Source organism: Pseudomonas sivasensis (genome assembly GCF_052938085.1).
Genome location: NZ_CP176442.1, coordinates 5,942,377 through 5,966,587, shown reverse-complemented (window position 1 = coordinate 5,966,587; position 24,211 = coordinate 5,942,377). Strand labels below are relative to the sequence as shown.

Genomic DNA, 24,211 nt, shown 5'->3' with positions numbered 1-24,211 from the left:
ACAATGCAGATCCAATGTGGGAGGGGGCTTGCTCCCGATAGCGGAGTGTCAGCAAACCAATCCGGTGACTGATACACCGCTATCGGGAGCAAGCCCCCTCCCACATTTTTGTTCAGTGGCGGTAGGTCGAGCCGGTGTGTTGTTCAGGTAGGCGAGCACTGCCGTGGAATACTTTTTCACGCAGCGTGCCGTTCTCATATTCGGTCTTGTACGACCCCCGCTTCTGCAGCACCGGCACCACCAGGTCGATAAAGTCCACATAGCTTTCCGGCGTCACAATCCGCGTCAGGTTGAAGCCATCCAACCCGGTTTCGCTGATCCACGATTCCAGCTCGTCAGCGACTTGTTCGGGCGAGCCGACCAAGGTGATATAGCGTCCGCCGAGGGCGTGCTGCTCCAGCAATTTGCGCCGGGTCCAGTCGTTGTTTTGCAGGTTCTTGGTGGCCGACTGGATTGCGTTGCTCTTCACGTACTGGATCGGTTCGTCGATTTCGTACTGGGAAAAATCAATCGCGGTGGACGCCGAGAAGTGCGCCACGCCGGCCTCCGCGCTGGCATAGCTCAGGTACTCGGCATGCTTGGCCCAGGCCTGCTCTTCGGTGGCGCCGACGATTACGTTGAGGCCCATGAACACCTTGATGTCATCCGGATTACGCCCGGCCTCGACTGCACTGGCGCGCACCTTGTCCACCTGGACCTTGGTCGACGCTTTGTTCTGCCCGCTGATAAACACGCACTCGGCATGGCGTCCGGCGAACAGCAAGCCACGGTCCGAGCTGCCGGCCTGGAACAGCACCGGCGTACGTTGCGGCGACGGTTCACACAGGTGATAACCCTCCACCTGATAAAACTCGCCATGGTGCTCGACCTTGTGCACCTTGTCCGGCTGCGCGTAGACCCGCGCTTGCGGATCGTTGAGCACCGCGTCGTCTTCCCAACTGCCTTCCCAAAGTTTGTACAGCACCTCCAGGTACTCATCGGCTTGGTCGTAGCGCCGGTCATGCTCGACCTGCTCGCTAAGGCCCATGGCTTTGGCGGCGCTGTCGAGGTAGCCGGTGACGATGTTCCAGCCCACCCGGCCACGGCTCAGGTGATCAAGCGTGGACATGCGTCGGGCGAACAGATACGGCGGCTCATACGTGAGGTTGGCGGTCAGGCCGAAGCCTAGATTCCTGGTGACCGCAGCCATGGCCGAGACCAGCAGCAACGGGTCGTTGACCGGCAGTTGGATCGACTCCTTGAGTGGCACGTCGATGGAGTTTTGATAGACGTCGTACACGCCGACGATATCGGCGATAAACAAGCCATCGAACAGCCCACGCTCCAGGGTTTGCGCCAACTCAGTCCAGTACTCGATGGTCTTGTACTGGGTGGACGTATCCCGTGGGTGGGTCCACAGGCCGTGGTTGATGTGCCCGATGCAGTTCATGTTGAAGGCATTGAGCAGGATCTTTTTCTTCGCCATCAAATGGTCCCCCGCAGTGGCGGGTTTTCAGCATTGAGGTAGTAATTGCCTACCGCGTGGTACTTCCAGCGCACCGGGTCGTGCAGGGTGTGCACCCGTGCGTTGCGCCAGTGGCGGTCGAGGCCGTGCTCGGCCAGGGTCGCCTGGCTGCCGGCGAGTTCGAATAAGGTGCTGCCGGCGGCCAGGGAGATTTCGGTGCTCAAGGCGCGTACTTCGGCCACGGCAATCGAGGCAGCCGCAACGGTCTCGGCATTGCTGTCGGCCTGGGCGCGGTCGAGGAATTCACCTGAGCGTTCCAGCAATGCCTCTGCGGCGTGCAGACGGATGCTCAAGTGGCCGAAGCTCTTCAGGGTCAACGGGTCTTCAGTGGCCTTGTCGTTGCCGGAATCGATCCATGGGCGAGTCTTGGTGCGCACAAAGTGCAGCGCATCCTCAAAGGCGGCGCGGGCGATGCCGGTGTCGATGGCAGCATGAAGAATCTGCGCGAGCGGGCCGACGGTAGTCGGGCGTTCAAAGGCGCTTTGGAAAGGGACCACGTCGTGGGCAGCGACCCAGACGTTATCGAACACCACCGAGCCGCTGCCGGTGGTGCGCTGGCCAAAGCCGCTCCAGTCGTCAATCACGCTCAGGCCTTCGCTGTCGCGCGGTACAAACGCCAACTGCTGCACGCCGTGCTCATCCACCACTGAGGTCGGGATGCGTTGCGCGTAGATCGCACCGGTTGAGTAGAACTTGCGGCCCGTGATGCGAAAGCCGTCGCCGTCGCGGGTGATGCTCGTGACGCGATCGTGAGCGGTCTTGGTGCCCAGTTCTGCAAGGGCATTGCCGAAGCGCTGGCCGGCGAGTACTTCGGCGTACAGGCGTTGTTGCTGCGCCGGGCTGCCATTCACGCGCAGCACTTCCAGGGCATAGAAATGGTTTTGCGGAATCTGGCCCAGGGAGGCGTCGGCCTGGGCGATCAAGGCGATGACCTTCGCCAGGGTGACGTTGGACACGCCTGCACCGCCGTATGCCTTCGGCACGCTGATGCCCCACAGGCCGGAGCGGGAAAACACGTCCAACTCGGGCAGCGGCAGGCGGCGTTCGCGGTCGCGCTGGGCGCTGTCGCGGCGGAAGTCTTCGGCCAGGTCGCTGGCGACAACAAGGGCTTGTTCATCGCTGGTGATAACCGCGACGTGATGAGAAAGGGTCATGCGTATTTCTCCAGAGGTCTGGTCGGTTAAATCCAGGAGTGGCGAGCAGGCAGGGTGCCGTTCAAGCGATAGGTGCCCACCGCGTGGTACTTCCAGCGCACGGGGTCGTGCAGCGTGTGTACGCGCGCGTTGCGCCAATGCCGGTCGAGGTTGAACTCAGCGAGGGTGGCGCGACTGCCGGCCAGTTCAAAGAGCTTCTCGCTGACCAGCAACGACACTTCAGTGGTCAACACTTTGGCCTCGGCCACGGCGATTGAGGCGCGTGCAGCGGACTGCGCGGTGATCGGCGCGGCACTGACCTGATCCAGCACTTGGCCGGCCTTGCGCAAGAGCGCTTCGGCGGCGTGCAGCTCGATTTTCAGCTTGCCGATATCGGCGATCACATACAGGTCATCGCTGGCGCGTTCGACCTTGGCGTCGATCCAGGGCCGTGAGCGCTCGCGAACAAAGCTGATGGTGTCATCCAGAGCGCCGCGGGCGATGCCGGCGTCGATCGCGGCCTGGATCAATTGCGAGACGGCGCCCTGGATGTTCGGGCTGTCGCCGATGCGCCAGTTGTCGACCACCAGGTCGGCGTCGACCGGCACCTGGTCGAGCAGCACCGTACCGCTGGCGGTGGTGCGTTGGCCGAAGCCTGACCAGTCATCGACGATGCGCAACCCTTCGGTGCCACGGCGCACGAACGCCATGACCTGCTTGCCGTCATCGTTCAGCGCCTTGATCGCTACCCAGTGGGCAAACAGCGCACCGGTGGAGTAGAACTTCTGGCCGCTGATCACGTAACCGTCGCCCTTGGCGGTGATGCGCGCCTTGAGTTCCAGAGTGTTTTTGGTGCCCCTTTCCGGGCCGCCGTTGCCGATGCGCCAGCCGTCGAGCGCGCTCTGGAACAACTGCTTTTTCTGGCGTTCGGTGGCAGCGCCCTGCAACAGGTGCAGGATGCCGAAATGGTTCTGCGGGATCTGCCCGAGGGCCGGGTCTGCCGCGCTGATGATTGCGAACACGTCGGCCAGCGTCACGAATGACACCTGCGGGCCGCCGTATTCGCGGGGAATGGAAATACTGCCTAGCCCACTGCGGGTGAACTGTTCGATCTGTGCCCATGGCAGCTTGCGTTGCTGATCGCGCGTGGCCGCTTGCAGGCGCGCGGCCTCGGCCAGCTCATGGGCGGCGTTCAGCGCCTCGGCGTCGTTGCGCAGCACGGCGGCCGGCAACAGCAGCGGTGCTACGTCCAGATCACGTTGGGGGGGTGTTAGAGCCAAGTTAGACATCAGCGCCGCTCCTTGGCTGCACGTAATGCCCTGGCGTTGTGCACCGGGGTAATTCTGACCATACCGACCTCGCATTCAATGAAATGAAAACAGAAAAATCAAAGATGTCCGGTGGTCCGGTGCATATACCCTAAGCTTGTTAAATATTTAAATAAACTAACTTTTGGGAATATGCATAGAAGGGCGATCAACCGGGTTCACAGGGTGAGCCCAGAGGGCGTGGCTGATAGACCGGCGAGGTGCCGGTCGGACGGGTGATCGCGCTGGCGGCAATACGTAGCGTCCGGGCTGGCGCCCAGCGCGAATTGTTGCCGACCCGGTCCAGAATGCAGTAAGTCACCTCCAGCCGGCTGTCGTCGCCGGCCTCGACTATCAACGTCGGCGGCACCCAAACCTGCACCGCCTGGCCGACGGCCTTGGCCTGGATCTTCGGCAGGTCCATGCGTGCGTCGCCCCAACGCAGGGTGATGGCATCGCCGGTGGTCATGTTCAGGTAGGGCTCGATGGTCAGCGGAATCCCCCGCCGCACCTGGCTGGCATTCACGCCGTAGCGGCGAATGGTGTCCGGCAGACCCACCGGTGCAAGGTTCTGGTTTTCATCGCTGTAGAGGGCGCAGGGCAGGCCTCCGGGGGAGTTGGTTTTCACACGCAGGTGCGTCATGGCCGAACGTGCCGGGGCGCGGCCGACCTGCATGATTTGGTAATGAACCTGAGCGACACCCTCCTGCACAAAACTTTCCGGAACACGCAGTCGGGTAGGCATGCCGACTTCGCAGGCAGTCACCCGCCGTGAGGCCGCAAAACAGTTGTTCCAGAACAGCTCGATCAGATCGCCGTCATCCATGCCAGGGTAGGGTGCGATATCGACCAGCAGCTGTGCGGCTGCCAGGGCATTGATGCCGTTTCGAAGGGCCTGTGGCAACGTCGGGGCGGTGAGCAGGGCCGGGGTTGCAGTGCACGTCATAAGTAATCTCCTTGATGCAGCCAGCAGCAATCGTTCCGACCCTTAGGCGCAGGTGCGCAGCGGGGCTGAAAGGAACGATTCAGTGAATAGCCGGGATAGGATCCAATCCTCTGGGCCTTAGATAAGAGGGTTGGCCAAGGGGCGTCAATGGCGGCAAAAGGCTTAACGGCGGGTTCGGTGATATTCAGACGGGTCTGACTGGGCGGGGGATTTTAAGGCGCAATAGCGAGCGTGTTTTACAGCTGCGGGCGAGGACTTCTTGTAGGAATACTAATGGTGGCGAGGGAACAAGCTCCCTCGCCACAAATGCTCAATCGTAGGGTGCAGTTAATGCGCGAGGAATTTGCTCAAAAACTGCCGCGTGCGTTCTTCCTTGGGGTTGGCAAACAATGCCTTGGCTTCGCCCTGTTCCACGATCACGCCCTTGTCGAAAAAGATCACCCGGTTGGCAACGTCTCGGGCAAAGCTCATTTCGTGGGTGACGATGACCATGGTGCGATTCTCCTCAGCCAGGCTGCGGATGGTCGCCAGCACTTCACCCACCAGTTCCGGGTCGAGTGCCGAGGTGGGTTCGTCGAACAGAATCACCTCCGGCTCCATGGCCAATGCACGGGCAATCGCCACGCGCTGTTGCTGACCACCGGACAGACGCCGTGGGTAGGCGTCTTCCTTGCCCGCCAGGCCGACCCTGGCCAGGAGCTTGCGCCCCAGGGCAATAGCGTCTTCGCGCGGCATCTTCTTGACCACGGTGGGGCCTTCGATGACGTTTTCCAGCGCAGTGCGATGGGGGAACAAGTTGAAGTTCTGGAACACAAAACCCACGTGTTGGCGCAGGCGCCGCACCAGGTTCTGTTGCTGGTTGAGCGGTTTGCTGCCGTCGATCTGGATGTCGCCCACCTTGATGCGGCCGCTGGTGGGTTCTTCGAGGAAATTCAGGCAGCGCAGGAAGGTGGTCTTGCCGGAACCGCTGGGGCCGATGATGGCGACAACTTCGCCTTCCTTGACCTCAAGGTCGATGCCGTTGAGCACCACCTGACCGTTGAATTGTTTGGTCAGTTTTTCAACCACGATCATGCTTCAAGACTCCAGGTCATGCCGGTTGACCCGGTCTTCCAGACGATTTTGAAAATGCGCCAGGATGCTCGCCAGTACCCAGTAGATCAGAGCGGCGGACAGATACATGGTGAAAATTTCGAAGGTGCGCGCCGACACCAGTTGCGCCTGGCGAAACAGCTCCGGCACCTGAATGGTGGCGGCCAGCGCCGTGTCCTTGACCAGCGAAATAAAGCTGTTGCCCAGCGGCGGCAGCGCGGTGCGCATCGCCTGCGGCAGGATGGCCCGGCGCAGGGTCTGCGCGCGGGTCATGCCGATACTGGCAGCGGCCTCCCACTGGCCACGCTCGATAGACGCGATGGCGGCCCGCAGGATTTCACACGCGTAGGCGGCCATGTTCAGCGAAAAGCCGATCATGGCTGCCGGGATCGGATCCAGCTCGATGCCCACTTGCGGCAAGCCGTAGTAGATCAAAAACAGCTGTACCAGCAAGGGCGTGCCGCGAAAGAACGAGACATAGACACGGGCAGTCCAGCTCAGCAGCTTGAAGCGCGACAGACGCATCAAGGCCAGGCCGAAGCCCAGCAGCAAGCCGAAGAACATGCCGCCAAGGCTGAGAATCACCGTGTAATACGCGCCCTTGAGCAGAAAGGGCGCGGAGTCCAGCGCGAGTTGGAAACCTGCTTCCATTATTGAGTGACGTCAGCGTTGAAGTACTTCTCGGACAGCTTCTTCAAGGTGCCATCGGCGCGCAGCTTGTCGAGGGCCTTGTTCACCGCCTCCAGCAATTCAGGCTCGCCTTTGCGCAGCGCGATACCGGCTTCCTGGCGGGAGAAGGCATCGCCTGCAGCGGCGGTGTCCGGGGCTTTCTTGGCGTATTCCAGGGCGGCCAGGCGGTCGATCAGAATCGCGTCGATACGGCCGATGCGCAGGTCCTGGAACTTGGTCGGATCATCGTTATAGGTCTTGATGATGGCTTTGGGTTGGTTGTCCTTGAGCCATTGCTCGTAGTTGGTGCCCAGGCCCACACCAACTTTTTTGCCGGCCAGGTCGTCGGCGGTCTTGATGGTGTCAACGTTCTTCTTCAGCACCAGCGCCTGGATACCGGAAACGGTGTAAGGCGTGGAGAAATCGTACTTCTTCTTGCGCTCTTCAGAGATGGTCACTTGGTTGACCACTGCGTCCAGGCGCTTGGATTCCAGGGCAGCGAGGATGCCATCCCATGGCGTGGCCTGCAGCTTGACCTTGACGCCCAACTCCTTGGCCAGCGCTTCGGACAGCTCGACTTCGAAACCGCTGAGCTTGCCGCTTTCATCGACGAAGCTGAACGGCGGATAGGTGCCTTCCAGGCCGATTTTGATCTCGCCGGCCTTTTTGATGTTGCCCAGTTGCTCGCCGGCAACGGCCTGGCCCAGCAGGCTGGCACCGAGAGCCAAACCCAAAGTACCGACCAGCAACGTGCGACGGAATACGGAAATAGTCATGAAGAGCCCCTGTGTTTTTATGTTGAGCGAAGCAGGTGACGCGGTAGTCGTATCCTGCCTTAAAGCGCGAAGCGCGTCTTCGCCTTCGGCGCGATGATAAAGCCCGGTTTTAAGACTTGAAAATAATATAAAACTCAATTGATATTCTTTTTATGAATATGCGTTGAGTCTAATGTGGTAAGGGGCTTGCCCCCGATAGCGGTGTATCAGTAACAGATGAGCTGGCTGACACTCCGCTATCGGGGGCAGGCCCCCTTCCACATTTAGCCCGCGTTTATTCAGTTGAAAACCGAGTCATAGGCAAACAACGCCGGTGCCCCACCGGTATGCAGGAAAATGATCGGACCATCTTCAAAGCGCTGGCGCCCGATACCGTCCAGCAAGCCGGCCATGGCCTTGCCAGTGTAGACCGGGTCCAGCAGCAGGCCTTCCTGGCTCGCCAATAGCTTGACCGCCGAAAGGGTCCCGGCGTTCGGTTCGCCATAACGCGGGCCGAAGTATTCGTCCCACAGGATCACCTTGAAGGCTTCGGGGATATCCACGCCGAGCAACTCGGCAGTGCGTTCGGCCAGGCCCTGTACTTTGGGGCGCTGGGCTTCGTCGGTGCGCGATACGGTGACGCCGACTACCGGTAAGTTCGGCAGTACTTCACTCAACGCCAAGGCCAGGCCGCTGTGGGTGCCGGCACTGCCGGACGCCAGTACCACGGCGGCGAATTCGATGCCGCTGTCTTCGATCTGCGCGGCCAGTTCCAGCCCGGCGCGCACATAACCTAAGGCGCCGAGGGCATTGGAGCCGCCGATGGGCACCAGATACGGCTTCTTGCCGTTGCTGCGCAGGCGGTCGGCGAGGGCGTTGAGTTGGTCGTCGGCGTTATCGAGGTTTTCCACCAATTCCACCTTGGCGTCGAACAGCTCCAGCAGCAGGCGATTGCCGTTGCCCAGGTAGTTGGGGTCTTCGGTACCGGTGGGGTTTTCCAGCAGGGCCACGCAGCCTAGGCCGAGCTTGGCGGCAAGGGCGGCAGTCTGGCGTACGTGGTTGGACTGGATGGCACCGGCGGTCACCAGGGTGTCGGCCCCCTGAGCGATGGCGTCGGCGGCCAGGTATTCGAGTTTGCGCAGTTTGTTGCCGCCCATCGCCAGTGGCGTGGTGTCGTCGCGCTTGACGTAGATGTCCCGTCCCAACCAGGTCGACAACCGTTCGAGTTTTTCCAGGGCGGTGGCACCGCCGAGCAGGTCCAGGCGGTTAAAACGGTCGAGCTGTTGCTTGATCATGGCTACGCACGGTGGCTAAGGGATGAAGCGACTATAGGCAGGCACTTTTCATCGGGCAACCGTCAATCGCTTATGCCCGATGGTTCTTAGCATCACACCATTGGTTCTTAATGGCGGCCAGGGTGCATACCGTAAAGTGATGGCCATTACGTCAGGAGTAAATACTGTGAGTGAGCGTTCCAGTCATTGGCAATTGCAGACCATTGTCAGCCAGTTGCGCGGCGCCCGGGACCAGTGGCGAACGCGCAATGGCCGCTTGAGCGGCGAGCATGGCGGACGCGAATTGCCGTCCCGAGAAGCCGTTGCACAAATCCTCGAAGCGCTGTGCGGCGCGCTGTTCCCGATGCGCTTGGGGCCGGCGGATTTGCGTGAAGAAAGTGAAGATTTTTACGTCGGTCATACCCTCGACGTCGCGCTCAATGCGTTGCTCGCCCAGGCGCGTCTTGAGCTGCGTTATGCCGCGCGACAGGGCGGGCAGGATGACAGCCAGATCGATGCCCACGCCATCCGCCTGATCCAGGGTTTTGCCCTGGCCTTGCCGTCTCTGCGCAGCCTGCTGGACACCGACGTACTTGCCGCCTACCACGGCGACCCGGCCGCGCGCAGTGTGGATGAAGTGTTGCTGTGCTATCCGGGGATCCTGGCGGTGATTCACCACCGTCTGGCCCACCACTTGTACCGCGCCGGCTTGCCGCTGCTGGCGCGGATCATTGCGGAAATCGCCCACTCGGCTACCGGCATCGACATCCACCCCGGCGCGCAGATCGGCCCGAGCTTCTTTATCGACCATGGGACCGGTGTGGTCATTGGTGAAACCGCGATCATCGGCGAGCGGGTGCGCATCTACCAGGCCGTGACGTTGGGCGCCAAGCGCTTCCCGGCAGATGAAGATGGGCAGTTGCAGAAAGGCCATCCGCGTCACCCGATCGTCGAGGATGATGTGGTGATCTACGCCGGGGCGACGATCCTCGGACGGATCACCATCGGCAAGGGCTCGACCATTGGCGGCAATGTGTGGCTGACGCGCAGTGTGCCGGCTGAGGCGAACATTACTCAGGCGAATCTGCAGCATGATGACGGGGCGCAGAAGTAAAACCCTACGCAGATCCCCTGTGGGAGGGGGCTTGCTCCCGATAGCGCAGTGTCAGTTGGTACATTCATTGACTGACACGCCGCCATCGGGAGCAAGCCCCCTCCCACATTGTTAGCCTCATTCCAGATTTACCCCGCAATCGCTGAACGATTTGCCTCCCGCACCCGTCATACCAATCCTTGAGCTAGTGTAGGAATAACCGACCACTCAGCCCTGCGATTAGTCCAAAACCGCCTATCCATGTTTAACTTGAATGTTCGTTCAAGTTAAACCCGGTGGTTCGCTGCCCGCTCACAACAGGAGGCTTACCTTTGCTGAGTCCGTTATTTACAGCCACATGCTTCAACCTCGGGGTGCATCGCTCATGAGTGCATCGTCCACCCCAGCCAGCGGCCAAGTGCGCATGAATGCGCCGGTTTTCTACTTCGCCGCGACCTTCATCCTGCTGTTCGGCATCACTGTCATCGCTATCCCGCAACAGGCCGGTGCCTGGTTGCTGGCAGCGCAAAACTGGGCGGCCAATACGGTCGGCTGGTACTACATGCTGGCGATGACCCTGTATCTGGTCTTCGTGGTGGTCACCGCGCTATCGGGCTACGGCAAGATAAAACTCGGTGCCGACCACGACGAGCCCGAATTCAGTTATCTGTCCTGGGCCGGCATGCTGTTCGCCGCAGGGATCAGCATCACGCTGTTCTTCTTCTGCGTCTCCGAGCCGCTGACGCACTTGGTGCAGCCGCCCCAAGGCGCGCCGATGAACGCCGATGCCGCGCGCCAAGCCATGCAGATTCTGTTTCTGCACTGGGGCCTGCACGGTTGGGGTGTGTTTGCGTTTGTCGGCATGGCGCTGGCGTATTTCGCCTACCGGCATAACCTGCCACTGGCGTTGCGTTCGGCGCTGTACCCGCTGATCGGTAAGCGCATCAACGGCCCTATCGGCTACGCGGTGGATGGCTTCGGCATCATTGCCACGGTGTTTGGTCTTGGCGCCGACATGGGCTTCGGCGTGCTGCACCTAAACTCCGGCCTCGACTACTTGTTTGGCATTGCCCACACCCAGTGGATTCAGGTCGGTTTGATCACCCTGATGATGGGCGCGGCGATCCTTGTTGCAGTGGCCGGCGTCGATAAGGGCGTGCGGGTGATGTCCGACATCAACATGCTGCTGGCTTGCGCGCTGCTGCTGTTTGTATTGTTCGCCGGGCCTACCCAGCACTTGCTCAACACCTTGATCCAGAACATCGGTGACTACCTCGGCGCGCTGCCGACCAAGAGTTTCGACGTCTACGCCTACGACAAGCCGAGCGACTGGCTGGGCGGTTGGACGGTGTTCTACTGGGCCTGGTGGATCGCATGGTCGCCGTTCGTGGGCCTGTTTATCGCGCGGATTTCCCGTGGCCGCACCATCCGCGAATTCGTGTTCGGCGTGCTGCTGATCCCGCTGGGCTTTACCCTGGCGTGGATGTCGATCTTCGGCAACAGCGCCATCGACCAAGTGCTCAACCACGGCATGACCGCGCTCGGTCAGTCGGCCATCGATGACCCGTCGATGAGCCTCTACCTGCTGCTGGAAACCTATCCGTGGAGCAAAACCGTTATCGCGGTGACCGTGTTTATCAGCTTCGTGTTCTTCGTCACCTCGGCGGACTCGGGCACGGTAGTTTTGTCGACGCTGTCGTCCAAAGGCGGCAACGCCGATGAAGACGGGCCGAAATGGCTGCGGGTGTTCTGGGGTGCGATGACCGCGCTGGTCACCAGTGCGTTGCTGTTTGCTGGCAGTATCGACTCGCTGAAATCGGCGGTGGTGCTGACCTCGCTGCCGTTCTCGCTGATTCTGTTGCTGATGATGTGGGGGCTGCACAAGGCTTTCTATCTGGAGTCGCAAAAGCAGATCGCCCAGTTGCATTCCTTGGCGCCGATCTCGGCTTCGCGTAAAGGCAAGGGCGGCTGGCGCCAGCGCTTGAGCCAGGCGGTGCATTTCCCATCGCGCGATGAGGTGTACCGCTTCCTTGAATCGACGGTGCGCCCGGCGATTGAAGAAGTGACGGCGGTGTTTGTCGAGAAGGGACTTTCGGTGGTCACCCAACCGGATCCATCCAACGACAGCGTGAGCCTGGAAATCGGCCATGGCGAGGAGCATCCGTTCATCTACCAGGTGCAGATGCGCGGCTATTTCACGCCGTCGTTTGCCCGTGGCGGCATGGGCTCCAAAGAGATCAACAACCGTCGCTATTACCGGGCGGAAGTGCACTTGAGCGAGGGCAGCCAGGACTACGACCTGGTGGGCTACACCAAGGAGCAGATCATCAACGACATCCTCGACCAGTACGAGCGGCACCTGCAGTTCCTGCACCTGGTGCGTTAGGTTTTGCGCAGGCCAGCGGTGACGTTGGGCTTGCGTGAAATTGCAGTTTTTTATGAGTCTTATCGTTCCTCTGGCGTAGGACTTTGCTGTACAACGAAAGGGCAGACTTAAGCGATTCAGCTGGTTAAAAGGCCTGGGAATAACCTTATTCCCAGGCCTTATTTGCCCTAGACCCAGAGAGGATTCGATGACGTACATTGCTGCCGAAAACCGCTATGAATCTATTCCGTATCGCCGCGTAGGCCGCAGTGGATTGGTGCTGCCTGCACTGTCCCTGGGGCTGTGGCACAACTTTGGCGACAGCACCCCGATCGACACCCAGCGCGCCCTGTTGCGCACGGCGTTCGACCTGGGTATCAACCACTTCGACCTGGCTAATAACTACGGCCCGCCCTACGGCAGCGCCGAGATCAATTTCGGTCGTTTGCTGCGTGAAGACTTCAAGCAGTACCGCGACGAATTGATTATCTCCAGCAAGGCCGGTTGGGACATGTGGCCCGGCCCTTACGGCCAGGGCGGCGGTTCGCGCAAATACGTGCTGGCCAGCCTGGACCAAAGCCTGCAGCGCTTGGGCGTCGACTATGTGGATATTTTCTACTCCCACCGCTTTGACGCCGACACCCCGCTTGAAGAAACCGCCAGCGCCCTCGCCACCGCCGTGCAACAAGGCAAGGCGTTGTACATCGGCATTTCGTCGTATTCCGGCGTGAAGACTCGCGAAATCGCTGCGCTGCTCAAGGAGTGGAAAGTACCGCTGCTGATCCACCAGCCGGCCTACAACCTGCTCAACCGCTGGGTGGAAAAAGACCTGCTCGACACCACCGAGGAACTCGGCGCCGGCGTGATCGCTTTTACGCCACTGGCTCAGGGTTTGTTGACCGACAAGTACCTCAACGGTGTGCCGGCCGATGCACGGGTCAATCGCCCGGGCGGTGGTTCGTTGCAGGCCAAGCACTTGTCCGACGCCAACATCGCCCATGTGCGTGCGCTGAACGAAATCGCCCAGCGTCGTGGTCAGAGCCTGGCGCAGCTGGCACTGGCGTGGACGTTGCGTGATCCACGGGTCACCAGTGCGCTGATCGGCGCGAGCCGGCCGGAGCAGATTATCGAGAACGTCGGAGCATTGAAGAACTTGAGCTTCACTGCGGAAGAACTGGCGGAAATCGATCGGTTTGCGCAGGAAGGCGGGATTAACCTGTGGGAAAAGCCATCGACCGCTGAATAGTTTGATATGACTCGGTCAATGTGGGAGGGGGCAAGCCCCCTCCTACATTTGATGTGCAGTGTGGTTTAGAACGGCACGTCCCCAAGAATCGTTGCCCGATGCATCACCCGCCGCTGCGGCCGGTAGTCATCCACCGCGTAGTGCTGGGTCACGCGGTTGTCCCAGAACGCCACGTCGTTTTCCTGCCAGCGCCAGCGGATAGTGAATTCGGGGCGCGTCGCGTGGGCGAATAACAGCTTAAGAATCGCCTCGCTTTCCGCCGGTTCCAGTTCATTGATCCTGGTCGTGAACCCGTCGCTGACAAACAGCGACTTGCGTCCACTCACCGGGTGAGTACGCACCACCGGGTGCGACAGCGGCGGGTTCTTCTTACGGGTTTCTTCCCAGCGCAACAGGTCTTCGGCGGTGTTGCCGAAGCGCTCCAGCGGAAAAGACTTAGTGAAATCGTGGGTGGCGGTGAGGCCGTTGAGCAACGCCTTAAACGGCTCGGACAACGCCTCATACGCCGCAATACCACTGGCCCACAACGTGTCGCCACCAAACGCCGGCAGCAGCTTGGCGCTAAGCACCGCGCCGAGCGCCGGGGTGGGCAGGAAGGTCACGTCGGTGTGCCACACGGCGTTGTCGCGTACGTCGGTGACGGCGGTGTCGAGGATCAGCACTTCGGGCTGTTCCGGCACGTTGGGGTAGATCGGATGAATATGCAGGTCGCCAAAATTCGCGGCGAACCGCGCTTGTTGCTGCGGGGTGATCGGCTGGTCACGGAAGAACAGCACCGAGTGGCGGAGTAACGCCTGCTCGATGGCATCGCGGTGTTCGGCGCTCAGCGGCTGGGTAATATCGACGCCACTGATCTGGGCGCCCAAGGCAGTGCTCAATGGGGTAACGGTCAGGCTGCTCATGCGGTTCTCACTCAATGTGCCTGGCCATGCCAAGGCACTAACTTACGCTGCAGGGCACGCAGGCCCATTTCCATGGCGAAGGCGATCAGAGCGATCACCAGGATCCCCAGCACCACCACATCGGTGACCAGGAACTGCGCCGCCGACTGCACCATAAAGCCCAGGCCGCTTGTGGCGGCGATCAGCTCGGCAGCGACCAAGGTCGACCAGCCCACACCCAGTCCGATGCGCACGCCGGTGAGGATGTCAGGCAGGGCGCTTGGCAGGATCACATGGCGAATCAGCTGGGCGCGGGTGGCGCCCAATGACTGCGCGGCGCGCAATTTGGCCGGGTCGACGGTGCGTACGCCGGTCGCGGTGGCGATGGCAATCGGTGCGAAGATCGCAAGGTAAATCAGCAGCACTTTAGACAGCTCACCGATGCCGCACCAAATCACAATCAGCGGCAGGTAGGCCAAAGGTGGAATCGGTCGGTAGAACTCGATCAGCGGGTCGAGAATGCCTCGGGCAATGCGATTGGAACCGATGGCGATGCCCACCGGCACGGCGGTCAGCACCGCGAAGCCCAGGCCCAGGCCGATACGGCTGAGGCTCGCGCCCAGGTGTTGCCACAGAGTGGAGTCCATATAGCCCGTGGTCGCGAGCAACCAGCCTTTTTGCAGCACAGCGGACGGCGGTGGCAGGAACAGCGGTTCGATCAAGCCGGTGGCGGTCACCCCCCACCAAATTGCCAGGAGCGCGGCCAGTGTCAGCAGGCTGATCCAGCGTGTGCTTAAGCTGCGGCGCACCGCAATGACCGCGTGCTTCACCGGCTTGGCGGCGGTGGCGGGAAGTTCGTAGCTGCTCATGCGGACACCTGCCGTTGGGAGAACACTTTGCCCAGCACGTGTTCGCGGGTCTCGATAAAGCGCGGGTCGGACTTGATCGCCCGCGCCGATTCACCCGCCGCATAGCGTTGGCCGAAGTCCAGGTGCAGGCGTTCCACGATCTGGCCTGGGTTGGGCGCCAGCAGGATCAAATCAGTGGCGAGGAACACGGCTTCTTCGATGTCATGGGTAATCAGGAACACAGGCTTGGCCGTGCGGCGCCAGACTTGCAGCAACAGCTCCTGCATCTGTTCGCGGGTGAAGGCATCGAGGGCGCCGAAGGGTTCGTCCATCAGCAGCACACGCGGGTCTGCCGCCAAGGCGCGCGCGAGGCCGACGCGTTGCTTCTGGCCGCCGGAGAGCTGCCAGATACGGCGGCTGTCGAAACCCGCCAGGTCCACCAGCGCGAGCATTTCCCTGGCACGTACTTCACGTTGGGCCTTGGGTACGCCGGCCAATTCGAGGCCGAAGCCGACATTGGCCAACACATCCTGCCAGGGCAGCAACGCATCGTCCTGGAATACCACACCACGCTCGGCGTTGGGGCCTTTGACCGGCACGCCATCAAGGGTAATGCGCCCGGCAGAAGGTTCGACAAAACCGGCAATCAGGTTCAACAGCGAGGTCTTGCCACTGCCGGACGGCCCGAGGGCCACCAGCAATTGCTGGGGCCCAAGGTCGAGTGAAATATCCGCCAGTACCGGTTCCGGGGCGCCTGGGTACTGTGCGCTGATGCGCTCCAGTTGTAGCAAGGCCATCGCGATGAACTCCTCAGTTAGTAATGAACTTGGCGCTGACGTAAGGCGCGTAGTCCGGCAGCACGGCGTCGACCTTGCCTTGTTCCTTGAGGAACGCAGCCGTATCGGTCACGGCCTTGGTAGTCGGGGCGCCCAGCAGGGTCACTTGGTCAGCGGCCAGCGGGTAGACGTTGCCTTGCAACAACAGCGGGATATCGCTGGCCTTAGCGCCGGATAGCTTCACCAGCTTGTCGACGTTGCCTTTGTCGGCGAGCCAGGCTTGTGGGTCTTTGCGGTAGGCGGCGTAGGCATCCAGAGTGACTTTGGCGAAGGCCGTGACGATTTCCGGGTGCTTCTCGGCAAAATCCTTACGCACGATCCACGCATCGAACGTTGGCGCGCCGAACTTGGCCAGCTCGCCAGAGGTGATCAGCACTTTGCCGTTTTCCTTGGCCACGCCCAGCGCGGGATCCCACACGTAAGTGGCGTCGATGTCACCGCGCTTCCAGGCCGCGATGATCGCCGGCGGTGCGAGGTTGAGGATGGTCACTTTCGACGGATCGATGTTCCAGTGCTTGAGTGCGGCCAGCAGGCTGTAGTGGCCAGTGGAGACGAAGGGCACGGCGATCTTTTTGCCGATCAGGTCCTGGGGGCTGTTGATCCCCGAACCGTTGCGCGCCACCAGGGCTTCGGCCCCGCCAATCTGGGTGGCGACGAGGAAGGTTTCCACTGGCACTTTGCGGGTGATCGCCGCGGTCAGCGGGCTGGAACCGAGGTAGCCGATCTGCACGTCACCGGAGGCGATGGCGGCAATGATGTCGGCGCCATTGTCGAATTTGCGCCAATCAATTTTGGCGTTGGTGGCTTTTTCATACGCACCGTCGGCCTGGGCGACTTTGGCCGGATCCACGGTGGTCTGGTAAGCGATGGTCACATCAGCCGCCTGGGCAAACAGGCTGGCACCGGCCAGGGACAACGCCGCCAAGAGGCGCAGGGGGGTTAAAAGTTTCAAGGGGAAGCTCCTCAATCAGGCGGCCGAGGGTCGGCGTGAGAGGAGACTAAATGATCTAAGAATCCGAAAATAAATAACATTTTCGAATTAGCTTATGTGGGGAAAGGTTGAAGTAAGTCTTGAGCTTGATGAGGGCAAATGTGGGAGGGGGCTTGCCCACGATGGCGGTAGCTCAGCCACTGATGGGTGACTGACGCTCTGCTATCGGGGGCAAGCCCCCTCCCACATTTTGAGCCGGGTCCGGCTTCAGTTAGTTACTGATGGCGAGAATGCTCGCCTGGTACGACCCCACAAACACATCAAAATCGCCCACTTCGTTCTGCTCCAGTTCCGCCTGTTGCGCCAGCGATTTGCGCGCCAGGTCCTCAAAGCGCGCCTGCTCTTCTGCGGGCAACGGCTCACGGCGGAAATACTCGGCATGCAACTCGCTCTGATGCAGGGAGAACTGCGCGAAACTCTCTTTGCGCTCGGCCATCGCGGCCAGTACCTGCGCCGAAGGGGTCAGCGATGGGTCGTTGACCTTAGCAAGCTGGGCGTCCAGCGCCTGGCTGTGCTCGCTGATGCCATGGCTCTGATCGAGCAGGGCGGCCAACGGTGCAATCTTCTCCAACAGCTCGGTGGCCCATTCCTTCATGTCCACCGGCGCGCCGTCGCGCTGCAATTGCAGGCCCGGACGACGACCTTCCTTGACCACGCTGAGGAAGTTAGCGGTGGCATTGCCGCACGCGTTGTTGGCGAACAACGGGCTGTCGTTCAGCGCGCAGTACAGCAGGAACGCGTCGAGGAAGCGCGACTCGGGCAGGTCGATGCCCATCGGCAAGAACGGGTTGATGTCCAGGCAACGCACTTCGATGTACTGAATGCCGCGTGCCACCAGCGCCTGGATTGGTCGTTCACCGGTGTAGGTCACGCGCTTGGGGCGGATGTTGGAGTAGTACTCGTTTTCGATCTGCAGGATGTTGGTGTTGAGCTGTACCCACTCACCGTCCTTGTGCGTGCCGATTTCGACGTAAGGCGCGTAGGGCGTTGCTACCGCTTCGCGCAGGCTGTCGGTGTAGCTCGCCAAGTCGTTGTAGCACGGCGTTAGGCCGGCCTGGGCGTTGCTCTGGTAACCCAGGTCACTCATGCGCAGGCTGGTGGCGTAGGGCAGGTAGAGGGTGTCGGCGTCGAGCACTTCCAGCTGGTGCGAGCGACCGCGCAGGAAACCCGCGTCCAGGGCCGGTGAGGCACCGAACAGGTACATCAGCAGCCAGCTGTAACGGCGGAAGTTGCGGATCAGCGCGATGTAAGCCGTGGACTGATAGTCGCGGTCGGTGCCGACGAACCCTTCAGTTTCCTTGAGCAACGGCCACAACTGTTCCGGCAGGGAAAAGTTGTAGTGGATGCCGGCGATGCACTGCATGGTCTTGCCGTAACGCAGGGCCAGGCCCTTGCGGTACACGTACTTGAGCTGTCCGATATTGGAGGTGCCGTAGTAGGCAATCGGAATATCTTCCTCGGCCGGCAACGGGCACGGCATCGAGGGGCTCCACAGGTATTCGCTGCCCAGCTTGGTGTAGGCAAAGCGGTGGATCTTGTCCAGGCTGCTCAGAGTATCGGCCGGGTTGGGCAGGGCTGGGGTGATGAACTCCAGCAGCGATTCCGAGTAGTCTGTGGTGATCTGTTCGTGGGTCAACGCGGCGCCCAGGGCTTCCGGGTGCGGCGTTTGCGCCAGGCGACCTTCACCCGTGACACGTAGGCACTCACGCTCGATGCCATGCAGGCACTGCTCTAGCAGGGAGAGGTGTTCGCGCTTGCCGAGCAGAGCCAGGCGGCGGTTGAGAAGTTCGCTCAAGTTGGATTCCTTCACGCGTCAGTCGCCCCAATATGGGGGTGGGCAGGACGGTCTACAAGGGTGAAGTTAAAACTGGCGTGATCGCCTGGTTGTGAGTCGATTTGACCCGCGGTAAAAAAGCCTACTTCACTCCATGAATTGGGCCATAGCGCAGCAGGAAAATTCCGACGCCGTTATCGCAGCGCCGAAATTAACTCAAATCGTGGGTGGTGAGCTATAGGACAGCGAAGGTGCCCTGTGCTTTTGCGACAAGTCGTTCCTCCTGATACACATCGGCTTCGACCACCAGGGTGCGCCGGCCGGCGTGAATCACACGGCTGGTGCACAGCACATCCCCGTCTTCCACGGCGCGGATGTAGTTGATCTTGCACTCGATGGTCGCGCTCTGCTGGTCGAAACCATGGGAACTGGAACAGGCCAGCCCCATGGTGATGTCTACCAGGCTGAAAATCGCCCCGCCATGGAGCTTGCCCGCGCGGTTGCGCAGGTGCGGCTCCAGGGTCAGGGCCACCTCGGCAACGCCTTCTTCCAGGCGTTGCAGGCGGCAGCCGATCAGTTCGCTGAAGGCGCTCTGAGTCAAACCGGCCGGGATTTCCATCAACGTTTCTTCAACTGCTTGGCGTTGGCGAACAGCGAGGCCATGGCATTGTTGCTTGGCGCCGCGGTTGCGGTTTCCTTGCGCGGTTGACTGCTTTCGGAACGGTTCTGCGACTGGCGCGGCGCCGAGCCTGGGCGTGCGCCACGGGCACCGTCGATTTTCTCGCCGGGGGTGTCGCTCATACGCATAGACAGACCAACGCGTTTGCGCGGGATGTCGACTTCCATGACCTTGACCTTGACCACATCACCGGCTTTCACCGCTTCACGTGGGTCTTTAATGAACTTCTCCGAAAGTGCGGAGATATGCACCAAACCATCCTGATGCACGCCGATGTCCACAAACGCGCCAAAGTTGGTCACGTTGGTCACCACACCCTCCAGGATCATGCCCAGCTCCAGATCCTTGAGGTCTTCGACGCCGTCCTGGAACTCGGCGGTCTTGAACTCAGGACGTGGGTCGCGGCCAGGCTTTTCAAGCTCTTGCAGGATGTCGGTGATGGTCGGTACGCCGAACGTTTCGTCGGTGTACTTCTTCGGGTCCAGGCGCTTGAGGAACGCAGCGTCACCGATCAGCGAACGGATGTCGCGGTCGGTCTCGGCGGCGATGCGTTGCACCAGCGGATACGCTTCCGGGTGAACGGCCGAGGAATCCAGCGGGTTGTCACCGTTCATTACGCGTAGGAAACCGGCGGCTTGCTCGAAGGTTTTCTCGCCCAGTCGAGCGACCTTTTTCAACGCGGCGCGGGTTTTGAACGCGCCGTTTTCGTCTCGGTGAGTGACGATATTCTGCGCCAGCGTGGTGTTCAGGCCGGAGATACGGGCCAACAGCGCGACCGAGGCAGTGTTTACATCCACGCCAACCTTGTTCACGCAGTCTTCCACCACCGCATCCAGGCCACGCGCCAGCTTCAGCTGTGACACGTCGTGCTGGTACTGGCCGACACCGATGGATTTAGGGTCAATCTTCACCAGTTCGGCCAGCGGATCCTGCAGGCGACGGGCGATGGATACCGCGCCACGGATCGACACATCGAGGTCCGGGAATTCCTTGGAAGCCAGTTCCGACGCCGAGTACACCGAAGCGCCCGCCTCGGAGACCATGACCTTGGTCATCTTCATGGCTGGGTATTTTTTGATCAGTTCGGCGGCAAGCTTGTCGGTTTCACGGCTGGCGGTGCCGTTGCCGATGGCGATCAGGTCCACCGAATGCTTGGCGCACAGGGCGGCCAGAATCGCGAGGGTCTGGTCCCACTTGTTATGCGGCACGTGCGGGTACACGGTGGCGTGGTCCAGCAGCTTGCCGGTGGCATCGACCACGGCGACCTTGCAGCCGGTGCGCAGGCCCGGGTCGAGGCCCAGGGTGGCGCGCGGGCCGGCTGGTGCGGCCAGCAGTAGGTCGTGCAGGTTGTGGGCGAAGACGTTGATCGCTTCGGTTTCGGCGCCGTCGCGCAATTCGCCCAGCAGGTCGGTTTCCAGGTGGGTGTAGAGCTTGACCTTCCAGGTCCAGCGCACTACTTCACCGAGCCACTTATCAGCAGGACGATTCTGATTCTGGATGCCGAATTGTTGACCGATCATGCCTTCGCACGGGTGCATGGTGCCCGGCAGCTCGTCGCCGACTTTGAGTGCGGAGCTGAGAATGCCTTCGTTGCGGCCACGGAAAATCGCCAGTGCACGGTGGGACGGCATGCTCTTGAGCGGTTCGTCGTGTTCGAAGTAATCGCGGAATTTAGCGCCTTCTTCCTCTTTGCCGGCGATGACGCGAGCGCTGATGATGGCTTCCTGCTTGAGGTAGGTACGCAGTTTTTCCAGAAGGCTGGCGTTTTCGGCGAAGCGCTCCATGAGGATGTACTTGGCGCCTTCGAGGGCTGCCTTGACATCGGCAACGCCTTTTTCAGCGTTGACGAAGCGCGCGGCTTCGGTGTCCGGGGTCAGCGACGGGTCGTTGAACAGGCCGTCGGCCAGTTCGCCCAGGCCGGCTTCGAGGGCGATCTGGCCCTTGGTGCGGCGCTTTTGTTTGTAGGGCAGGTAAAGGTCTTCGAGGCGGGTTTTGGTGTCGGCGAGCTTGATGTCGCGCTCAAGCTGCGGGGTCAGCTTGCCCTGTTCCTCGATGCTGGCGAGGATGCTGATACGCCGTTCGTCGAGTTCTCGCAGGTAGCGCAGGCGCTCTTCCAGGTGACGCAGTTGGATGTCGTCGAGGCTGCCTGTCACTTCTTTTCGGTAACGGGCGATGAAGGGCACCGTGGAGCCTTCATCCAGTAGAGCGACGGCCGCTTCGACCTGTTGTGGGCGTACACCGAGTTCCTCGGCGATGCGGCTGTTGATGCTGTCCATAAAACCACCTGAAATTCTTAGAAGCAGCTCGCAGGCCCGGAAAACAAGGCCTTGCGCAGCTGGTTGAGCGGCCCGACTGGCGCCGCTGCCTGGGTCAAGAGGCAGCCTATTGACCCTCGAAATCGGAAAAATCGCGACAAGCGGGTAAAAAAGCTTGGCAGTAAAAAGGTAACGATCTGACGTCGCCCTGTATGAGGGCGCCGCATTATAACCAGCGTTTTGTCCTTGAGGGCTACTGCGCGGGTGGTTGTAGGGCGCGGGTTTGCTGGCAGTTGAGGAAAAATCTGCTAACAATGCACACGGTGCGTATAACGACAGCTACGCCATAATGCGCGCCGAGATAAGAGGAGCATCTAATGAGCAGCACTGCACAAACTGCTGAAGGCGAAAAAATTCTCATCGTTGATGACGATCCAGGGCTGAGCAGCCTGCTGGAGCGTTTCTTCAATTCCAAGGGCTACCGTGCCCGCGCGGTGCCGAACACCGAGCAGATGGATCGCCTCCTGGGGCGCGAAGTATTCAACCTGGTCGTACTCGACCTGATGCTGCCCGGCGAAGATGGCCTGACCGCATGCAAACGCCTGCGCGGCGCGAACAATCAGATTCCAATCATCATGCTCACCGCCAAGGGCGATGAGCTGAGCCGCATCAAGGGCCTTGAACTGGGCGCCGATGACTACCTGGCCAAACCCTTCAATCCGGATGAGTTGATGGCACGGGTCAAAGCCGTATTGCGCCGTCAGGCACCGCCAGTACCGGGCGCGCCAGGCAGCGAAGACGAAAGCGTTACCTTCGGCGACTACGAACTGTCGCTGGCGACCCGCGAACTCAAGCGCGGCGATGAAGTGCACATGCTCACCACCGGCGAATTCGCCGTGCTCAAGGCGCTGGTGATGAACGCTCGCCAGCCGCTGACACGCGACAAACTGATGAACCTGGCTCGTGGTCGTGAATGGGACGCCCTGGAGCGCTCCATCGACGTGCAAATTTCCCGTCTGCGCCGGATGATCGAGCCGGACCCTTCCAAGCCACGGTATATCCAGACTGTCTGGGGCGTGGGTTATGTGTTTGTGCCGGATGGCACCGCAACCAAGTGATCGATGATTTGCAGGGCGGGCATCCTGGCGTTTGACTCCATGAGGGTCGACGGGATGCCCGGCGTCTGCAATTCTGCGAGCGCCGCTCGTTCCTGCAAGGTGTCCAGCTTTCATCTATGAAAACCCCGCTGTGGTTCCCACAAAGTTTCTTCTCCCGCACCCTTTGGCTGGTGCTGATCGTCGTTCTGTTTTCCAAAGCGCTCACGCTGGTTTATCTGCTGATGAACGAAGATGTGCTGGTGGATCGACAGTACAGCCACGGTGTGGCTTTGACGCTGCGCGCCTATTGGGCCGCCGATCCCGAGAACCGCGAGAAGATTGCCAAGGCCGCCACTCTGGTACGCGTGGCGGGTGCAGGTGTGCCGGAAGGCGAGCAACATTGGCCTTATAGCGAGATTTACCAGCGCCAAATGCAGGCCGAACTGGGTGAAGACACCGAAGTACGGCTGCGTATGCATGTGTCTCCTGCATTGTGGGTACGTGCGCCGAGCCTGGGTGAGGACTGGCTGAAAGTACCGCTGTACCCTCATCCTTTGCGGGGGCAGAAGATCTGGAACGTGTTGGGCTGGTTTTTGGCGATCGGGCTGCTTTCCACAGCATCCGCGTGGATCTTTGTGCGCCAGCTCAACCAACCCCTTAAACGATTGGTGTTTGCCGCCCGGCAATTGGGTCAGGGGCGTAGCGTGCGCCTGCCGGTCAGCGATACACCGAGTGAAATGACCGAGGTATACGGCGCGTTCAACCAGATGGCAGAGGATGTCGAACAGGCCGGGCGCGAACGCGAGTTGATGCTGGCCGGTGTCTCTCACGACCTGCGCACGCCGCTGACACGCTTGCGACTGTCCCTGGAGTTGATGGACAACCATACCGATCTGACCGACGACATGGTCCGCGATATCGAGGATATGGACGCGATTCTCGATCAGTTTCTGGCGTTTATCCGCGATGGCCGCGATGAGGTAGTTGAGGAAGTCGACCTGACGGATTTGGTGCGCGAGGTGGTTGCGCCCTATAACCAGAACGGCGAACAAGTACGGATGCGCCTTGAGCCGATCCAGCCGTTTGCGTTGCGACGTGTGTCGATGAAGCGCCTGTTGAACAATTTGATTGGCAACGCCTTGCATCACGCCGGTTCTGATGTGGAAGTGGCGGCGTACGTTTCGGGCGACAGCGCTGCACCTTATGTGGTGCTGAGTGTGATGGACCGTGGCACGGGGATCGACCCGGCGGAACTGGAGGGCATCTTCAACCCGTTTACTCGTGGGGACCGTGCACGCGGTGGCAAAGGCACGGGGCTGGGGCTGGCAATCGTGCGACGAATTGCCTCGATGCATGGTGGCAATGTTGAGTTGCGTAATCGCGAAGGCGGCGGCCTTGAGGCGCGGGTGCGTTTGCCGTTGGGCTTGATGTTGCCCCGAGACGCGGTCTAACAAACAACGCAGATC

General features: G+C 60.8%; 20 protein-coding genes. 5 read left to right on the top strand and 15 right to left on the bottom strand.

Features of this window, described 5'->3' with window-relative positions:
• Positions 1-112 precede the first annotated feature (112 nt).
• The 8 genes from ACKZ62_RS27365 to ACKZ62_RS27330 form a co-directional block, all read right to left on the bottom strand.
• Positions 113-1,465, bottom strand: a complete 1,353-nt coding sequence (locus ACKZ62_RS27365; protein WP_447096092.1) for an LLM class flavin-dependent oxidoreductase — start codon at positions 1,463-1,465, stop codon at positions 113-115.
• The gene (locus ACKZ62_RS27360; RefSeq protein WP_032884916.1) at positions 1,465-2,658 is read right to left on the bottom strand and encodes an SfnB family sulfur acquisition oxidoreductase; all 1,194 of its coding nucleotides are present in this window, start codon (positions 2,656-2,658) and stop codon (positions 1,465-1,467) included. Before ACKZ62_RS27360 ends, ACKZ62_RS27365 begins: the two co-directional genes overlap by 1 nt.
• 26 nt (positions 2,659-2,684) lie before the next feature.
• Complete coding sequence (locus ACKZ62_RS27355) at positions 2,685-3,926, bottom strand: SfnB family sulfur acquisition oxidoreductase (protein WP_447096091.1); 1,242 nt, start codon at positions 3,924-3,926, stop codon at positions 2,685-2,687.
• Positions 3,927-4,113: 187 nt separating this feature from the next.
• Positions 4,114-4,890, bottom strand: coding sequence for a hypothetical protein (locus tag ACKZ62_RS27350; protein WP_181640204.1), 777 nt, complete (start codon positions 4,888-4,890; stop codon positions 4,114-4,116).
• 327 nt (positions 4,891-5,217) lie between these two features.
• Positions 5,218-5,964, bottom strand: a complete 747-nt coding sequence (gene tcyN, locus ACKZ62_RS27345; RefSeq protein WP_032884920.1) for an L-cystine ABC transporter ATP-binding protein TcyN — start codon at positions 5,962-5,964, stop codon at positions 5,218-5,220.
• A gap of 3 nt (positions 5,965-5,967) precedes the next feature.
• Positions 5,968-6,633: a cystine ABC transporter permease gene (tcyL, locus tag ACKZ62_RS27340; RefSeq protein ID WP_032884921.1), complete on the bottom strand. Its 666-nt coding sequence runs from the start codon at positions 6,631-6,633 to the stop codon at positions 5,968-5,970.
• Positions 6,633-7,427, bottom strand: coding sequence for a cystine ABC transporter substrate-binding protein (gene tcyJ / locus ACKZ62_RS27335; RefSeq protein ID WP_032884923.1), 795 nt, complete (start codon positions 7,425-7,427; stop codon positions 6,633-6,635). Before tcyJ ends, tcyL begins: the two co-directional genes overlap by 1 nt.
• A gap of 278 nt (positions 7,428-7,705) precedes the next feature.
• On the bottom strand, positions 7,706-8,701 hold the full coding sequence (locus ACKZ62_RS27330) for a D-cysteine desulfhydrase (RefSeq protein ID WP_447096090.1): 996 nt from the start codon (positions 8,699-8,701) through the stop codon (positions 7,706-7,708).
• A gap of 166 nt (positions 8,702-8,867) precedes the next feature.
• Between ACKZ62_RS27330 and epsC the strand changes: the two genes are divergently transcribed.
• The 3 genes from epsC to mgrA all read left to right on the top strand — a co-directional run bounded on the left by epsC (position 8,868) and on the right by mgrA (position 13,384).
• Positions 8,868-9,794, top strand: coding sequence for a serine O-acetyltransferase EpsC (epsC, locus tag ACKZ62_RS27325; RefSeq protein WP_095186296.1), 927 nt, complete (start codon positions 8,868-8,870; stop codon positions 9,792-9,794).
• A gap of 403 nt (positions 9,795-10,197) precedes the next feature.
• Positions 10,198-12,159 carry a choline transporter BetT gene (gene betT, locus ACKZ62_RS27320; RefSeq protein ID WP_163033287.1) on the top strand — a complete coding sequence of 654 codons (1,962 nt, stop codon included), beginning with the start codon at positions 10,198-10,200 and terminating at the stop codon, positions 12,157-12,159.
• A 187-nt stretch (positions 12,160-12,346) separates the two neighbouring features.
• A complete protein-coding gene (mgrA, locus tag ACKZ62_RS27315) occupies positions 12,347-13,384 on the top strand; it encodes an L-glyceraldehyde 3-phosphate reductase (RefSeq protein ID WP_032884927.1) in 1,038 nt (345 codons plus the stop codon).
• A 65-nt stretch (positions 13,385-13,449) separates the two neighbouring features.
• Here the strand turns inward: mgrA and tauD are convergent, their stop codons facing one another.
• The 7 genes from tauD to ACKZ62_RS27280 form a co-directional block, all read right to left on the bottom strand.
• Positions 13,450-14,286, bottom strand: a complete 837-nt coding sequence (gene tauD, locus ACKZ62_RS27310; RefSeq protein ID WP_181644142.1) for a taurine dioxygenase — start codon at positions 14,284-14,286, stop codon at positions 13,450-13,452.
• An 11-nt stretch (positions 14,287-14,297) separates the two neighbouring features.
• The gene (tauC, locus tag ACKZ62_RS27305) at positions 14,298-15,134 is read right to left on the bottom strand and encodes a taurine ABC transporter permease TauC (protein WP_447096089.1); all 837 of its coding nucleotides are present in this window, start codon (positions 15,132-15,134) and stop codon (positions 14,298-14,300) included.
• Positions 15,131-15,910: a taurine ABC transporter ATP-binding subunit gene (gene tauB, locus ACKZ62_RS27300; RefSeq protein WP_447096088.1), complete on the bottom strand. Its 780-nt coding sequence runs from the start codon at positions 15,908-15,910 to the stop codon at positions 15,131-15,133. Before tauB ends, tauC begins: the two co-directional genes overlap by 4 nt.
• A 13-nt stretch (positions 15,911-15,923) precedes the next feature.
• Positions 15,924-16,901 (bottom strand): taurine ABC transporter substrate-binding protein, encoded by a 978-nt coding sequence (gene tauA, locus ACKZ62_RS27295; protein WP_095186291.1) that lies wholly within the window; start codon positions 16,899-16,901, stop codon positions 15,924-15,926.
• A gap of 250 nt (positions 16,902-17,151) precedes the next feature.
• Positions 17,152-18,735 (bottom strand): glutamate--cysteine ligase, encoded by a 1,584-nt coding sequence (gshA, locus tag ACKZ62_RS27290; protein WP_095186290.1) that lies wholly within the window; start codon positions 18,733-18,735, stop codon positions 17,152-17,154.
• A 214-nt stretch (positions 18,736-18,949) separates the two neighbouring features.
• The gene (locus tag ACKZ62_RS27285) at positions 18,950-19,333 is read right to left on the bottom strand and encodes a PaaI family thioesterase (protein WP_050442803.1); all 384 of its coding nucleotides are present in this window, start codon (positions 19,331-19,333) and stop codon (positions 18,950-18,952) included.
• The gene (locus ACKZ62_RS27280) at positions 19,333-21,669 is read right to left on the bottom strand and encodes a Tex family protein (RefSeq protein WP_095186289.1); all 2,337 of its coding nucleotides are present in this window, start codon (positions 21,667-21,669) and stop codon (positions 19,333-19,335) included. Before ACKZ62_RS27280 ends, ACKZ62_RS27285 begins: the two co-directional genes overlap by 1 nt.
• A 356-nt stretch (positions 21,670-22,025) precedes the next feature.
• Here ACKZ62_RS27280 and ompR point away from each other — a divergent pair, with 356 nt between their 5' ends.
• Positions 22,026-22,766: an osmolarity response regulator transcription factor OmpR gene (gene ompR, locus ACKZ62_RS27275; protein ID WP_015373500.1), complete on the top strand. Its 741-nt coding sequence runs from the start codon at positions 22,026-22,028 to the stop codon at positions 22,764-22,766.
• Between the two features lie 116 nt (positions 22,767-22,882).
• On the top strand, positions 22,883-24,196 hold the full coding sequence (locus ACKZ62_RS27270; RefSeq protein ID WP_032884939.1) for an ATP-binding protein: 1,314 nt from the start codon (positions 22,883-22,885) through the stop codon (positions 24,194-24,196).
• Positions 24,197-24,211: the final 15 nt, after the last annotated feature.

Bases quoted from the DNA above. Each gene is read 5' to 3' on its own strand.
- ACKZ62_RS27365 (WP_447096092.1), bottom strand. From the start codon at position 1,465: ATGGCGAAGAAAAAGATCCTGCTCAATGCCTTCAACATGAACTGCATC.
- ACKZ62_RS27360 (WP_032884916.1), bottom strand. From the start codon at position 2,658: ATGACCCTTTCTCATCACGTCGCGGTTATCACCAGCGATGAACAAGCC.
- ACKZ62_RS27355 (WP_447096091.1), bottom strand. From the start codon at position 3,926: ATGTCTAACTTGGCTCTAACACCCCCCCAACGTGATCTGGACGTAGCA.
- ACKZ62_RS27350 (WP_181640204.1), bottom strand. From the start codon at position 4,890: ATGACGTGCACTGCAACCCCGGCCCTGCTCACCGCCCCGACGTTGCCA.
- tcyN (WP_032884920.1), bottom strand. From the start codon at position 5,964: ATGATCGTGGTTGAAAAACTGACCAAACAATTCAACGGTCAGGTGGTG.
- tcyL (WP_032884921.1), bottom strand. From the start codon at position 6,633: ATGGAAGCAGGTTTCCAACTCGCGCTGGACTCCGCGCCCTTTCTGCTC.
- tcyJ (WP_032884923.1), bottom strand. From the start codon at position 7,427: ATGACTATTTCCGTATTCCGTCGCACGTTGCTGGTCGGTACTTTGGGT.
- ACKZ62_RS27330 (WP_447096090.1), bottom strand. From the start codon at position 8,701: ATGATCAAGCAACAGCTCGACCGTTTTAACCGCCTGGACCTGCTCGGC.
- betT (WP_163033287.1), top strand. From the start codon at position 10,198: ATGAATGCGCCGGTTTTCTACTTCGCCGCGACCTTCATCCTGCTGTTC.
- mgrA (WP_032884927.1), top strand. From the start codon at position 12,347: ATGACGTACATTGCTGCCGAAAACCGCTATGAATCTATTCCGTATCGC.
- tauD (WP_181644142.1), bottom strand. From the start codon at position 14,286: ATGAGCAGCCTGACCGTTACCCCATTGAGCACTGCCTTGGGCGCCCAG.
- tauC (WP_447096089.1), bottom strand. From the start codon at position 15,134: ATGAGCAGCTACGAACTTCCCGCCACCGCCGCCAAGCCGGTGAAGCAC.
- tauB (WP_447096088.1), bottom strand. From the start codon at position 15,910: ATGGCCTTGCTACAACTGGAGCGCATCAGCGCACAGTACCCAGGCGCC.
- ACKZ62_RS27285 (WP_050442803.1), bottom strand. From the start codon at position 19,333: ATGGAAATCCCGGCCGGTTTGACTCAGAGCGCCTTCAGCGAACTGATC.
- ACKZ62_RS27280 (WP_095186289.1), bottom strand. From the start codon at position 21,669: ATGGACAGCATCAACAGCCGCATCGCCGAGGAACTCGGTGTACGCCCA.
- ompR (WP_015373500.1), top strand. From the start codon at position 22,026: ATGAGCAGCACTGCACAAACTGCTGAAGGCGAAAAAATTCTCATCGTT.
- ACKZ62_RS27270 (WP_032884939.1), top strand. From the start codon at position 22,883: ATGAAAACCCCGCTGTGGTTCCCACAAAGTTTCTTCTCCCGCACCCTT.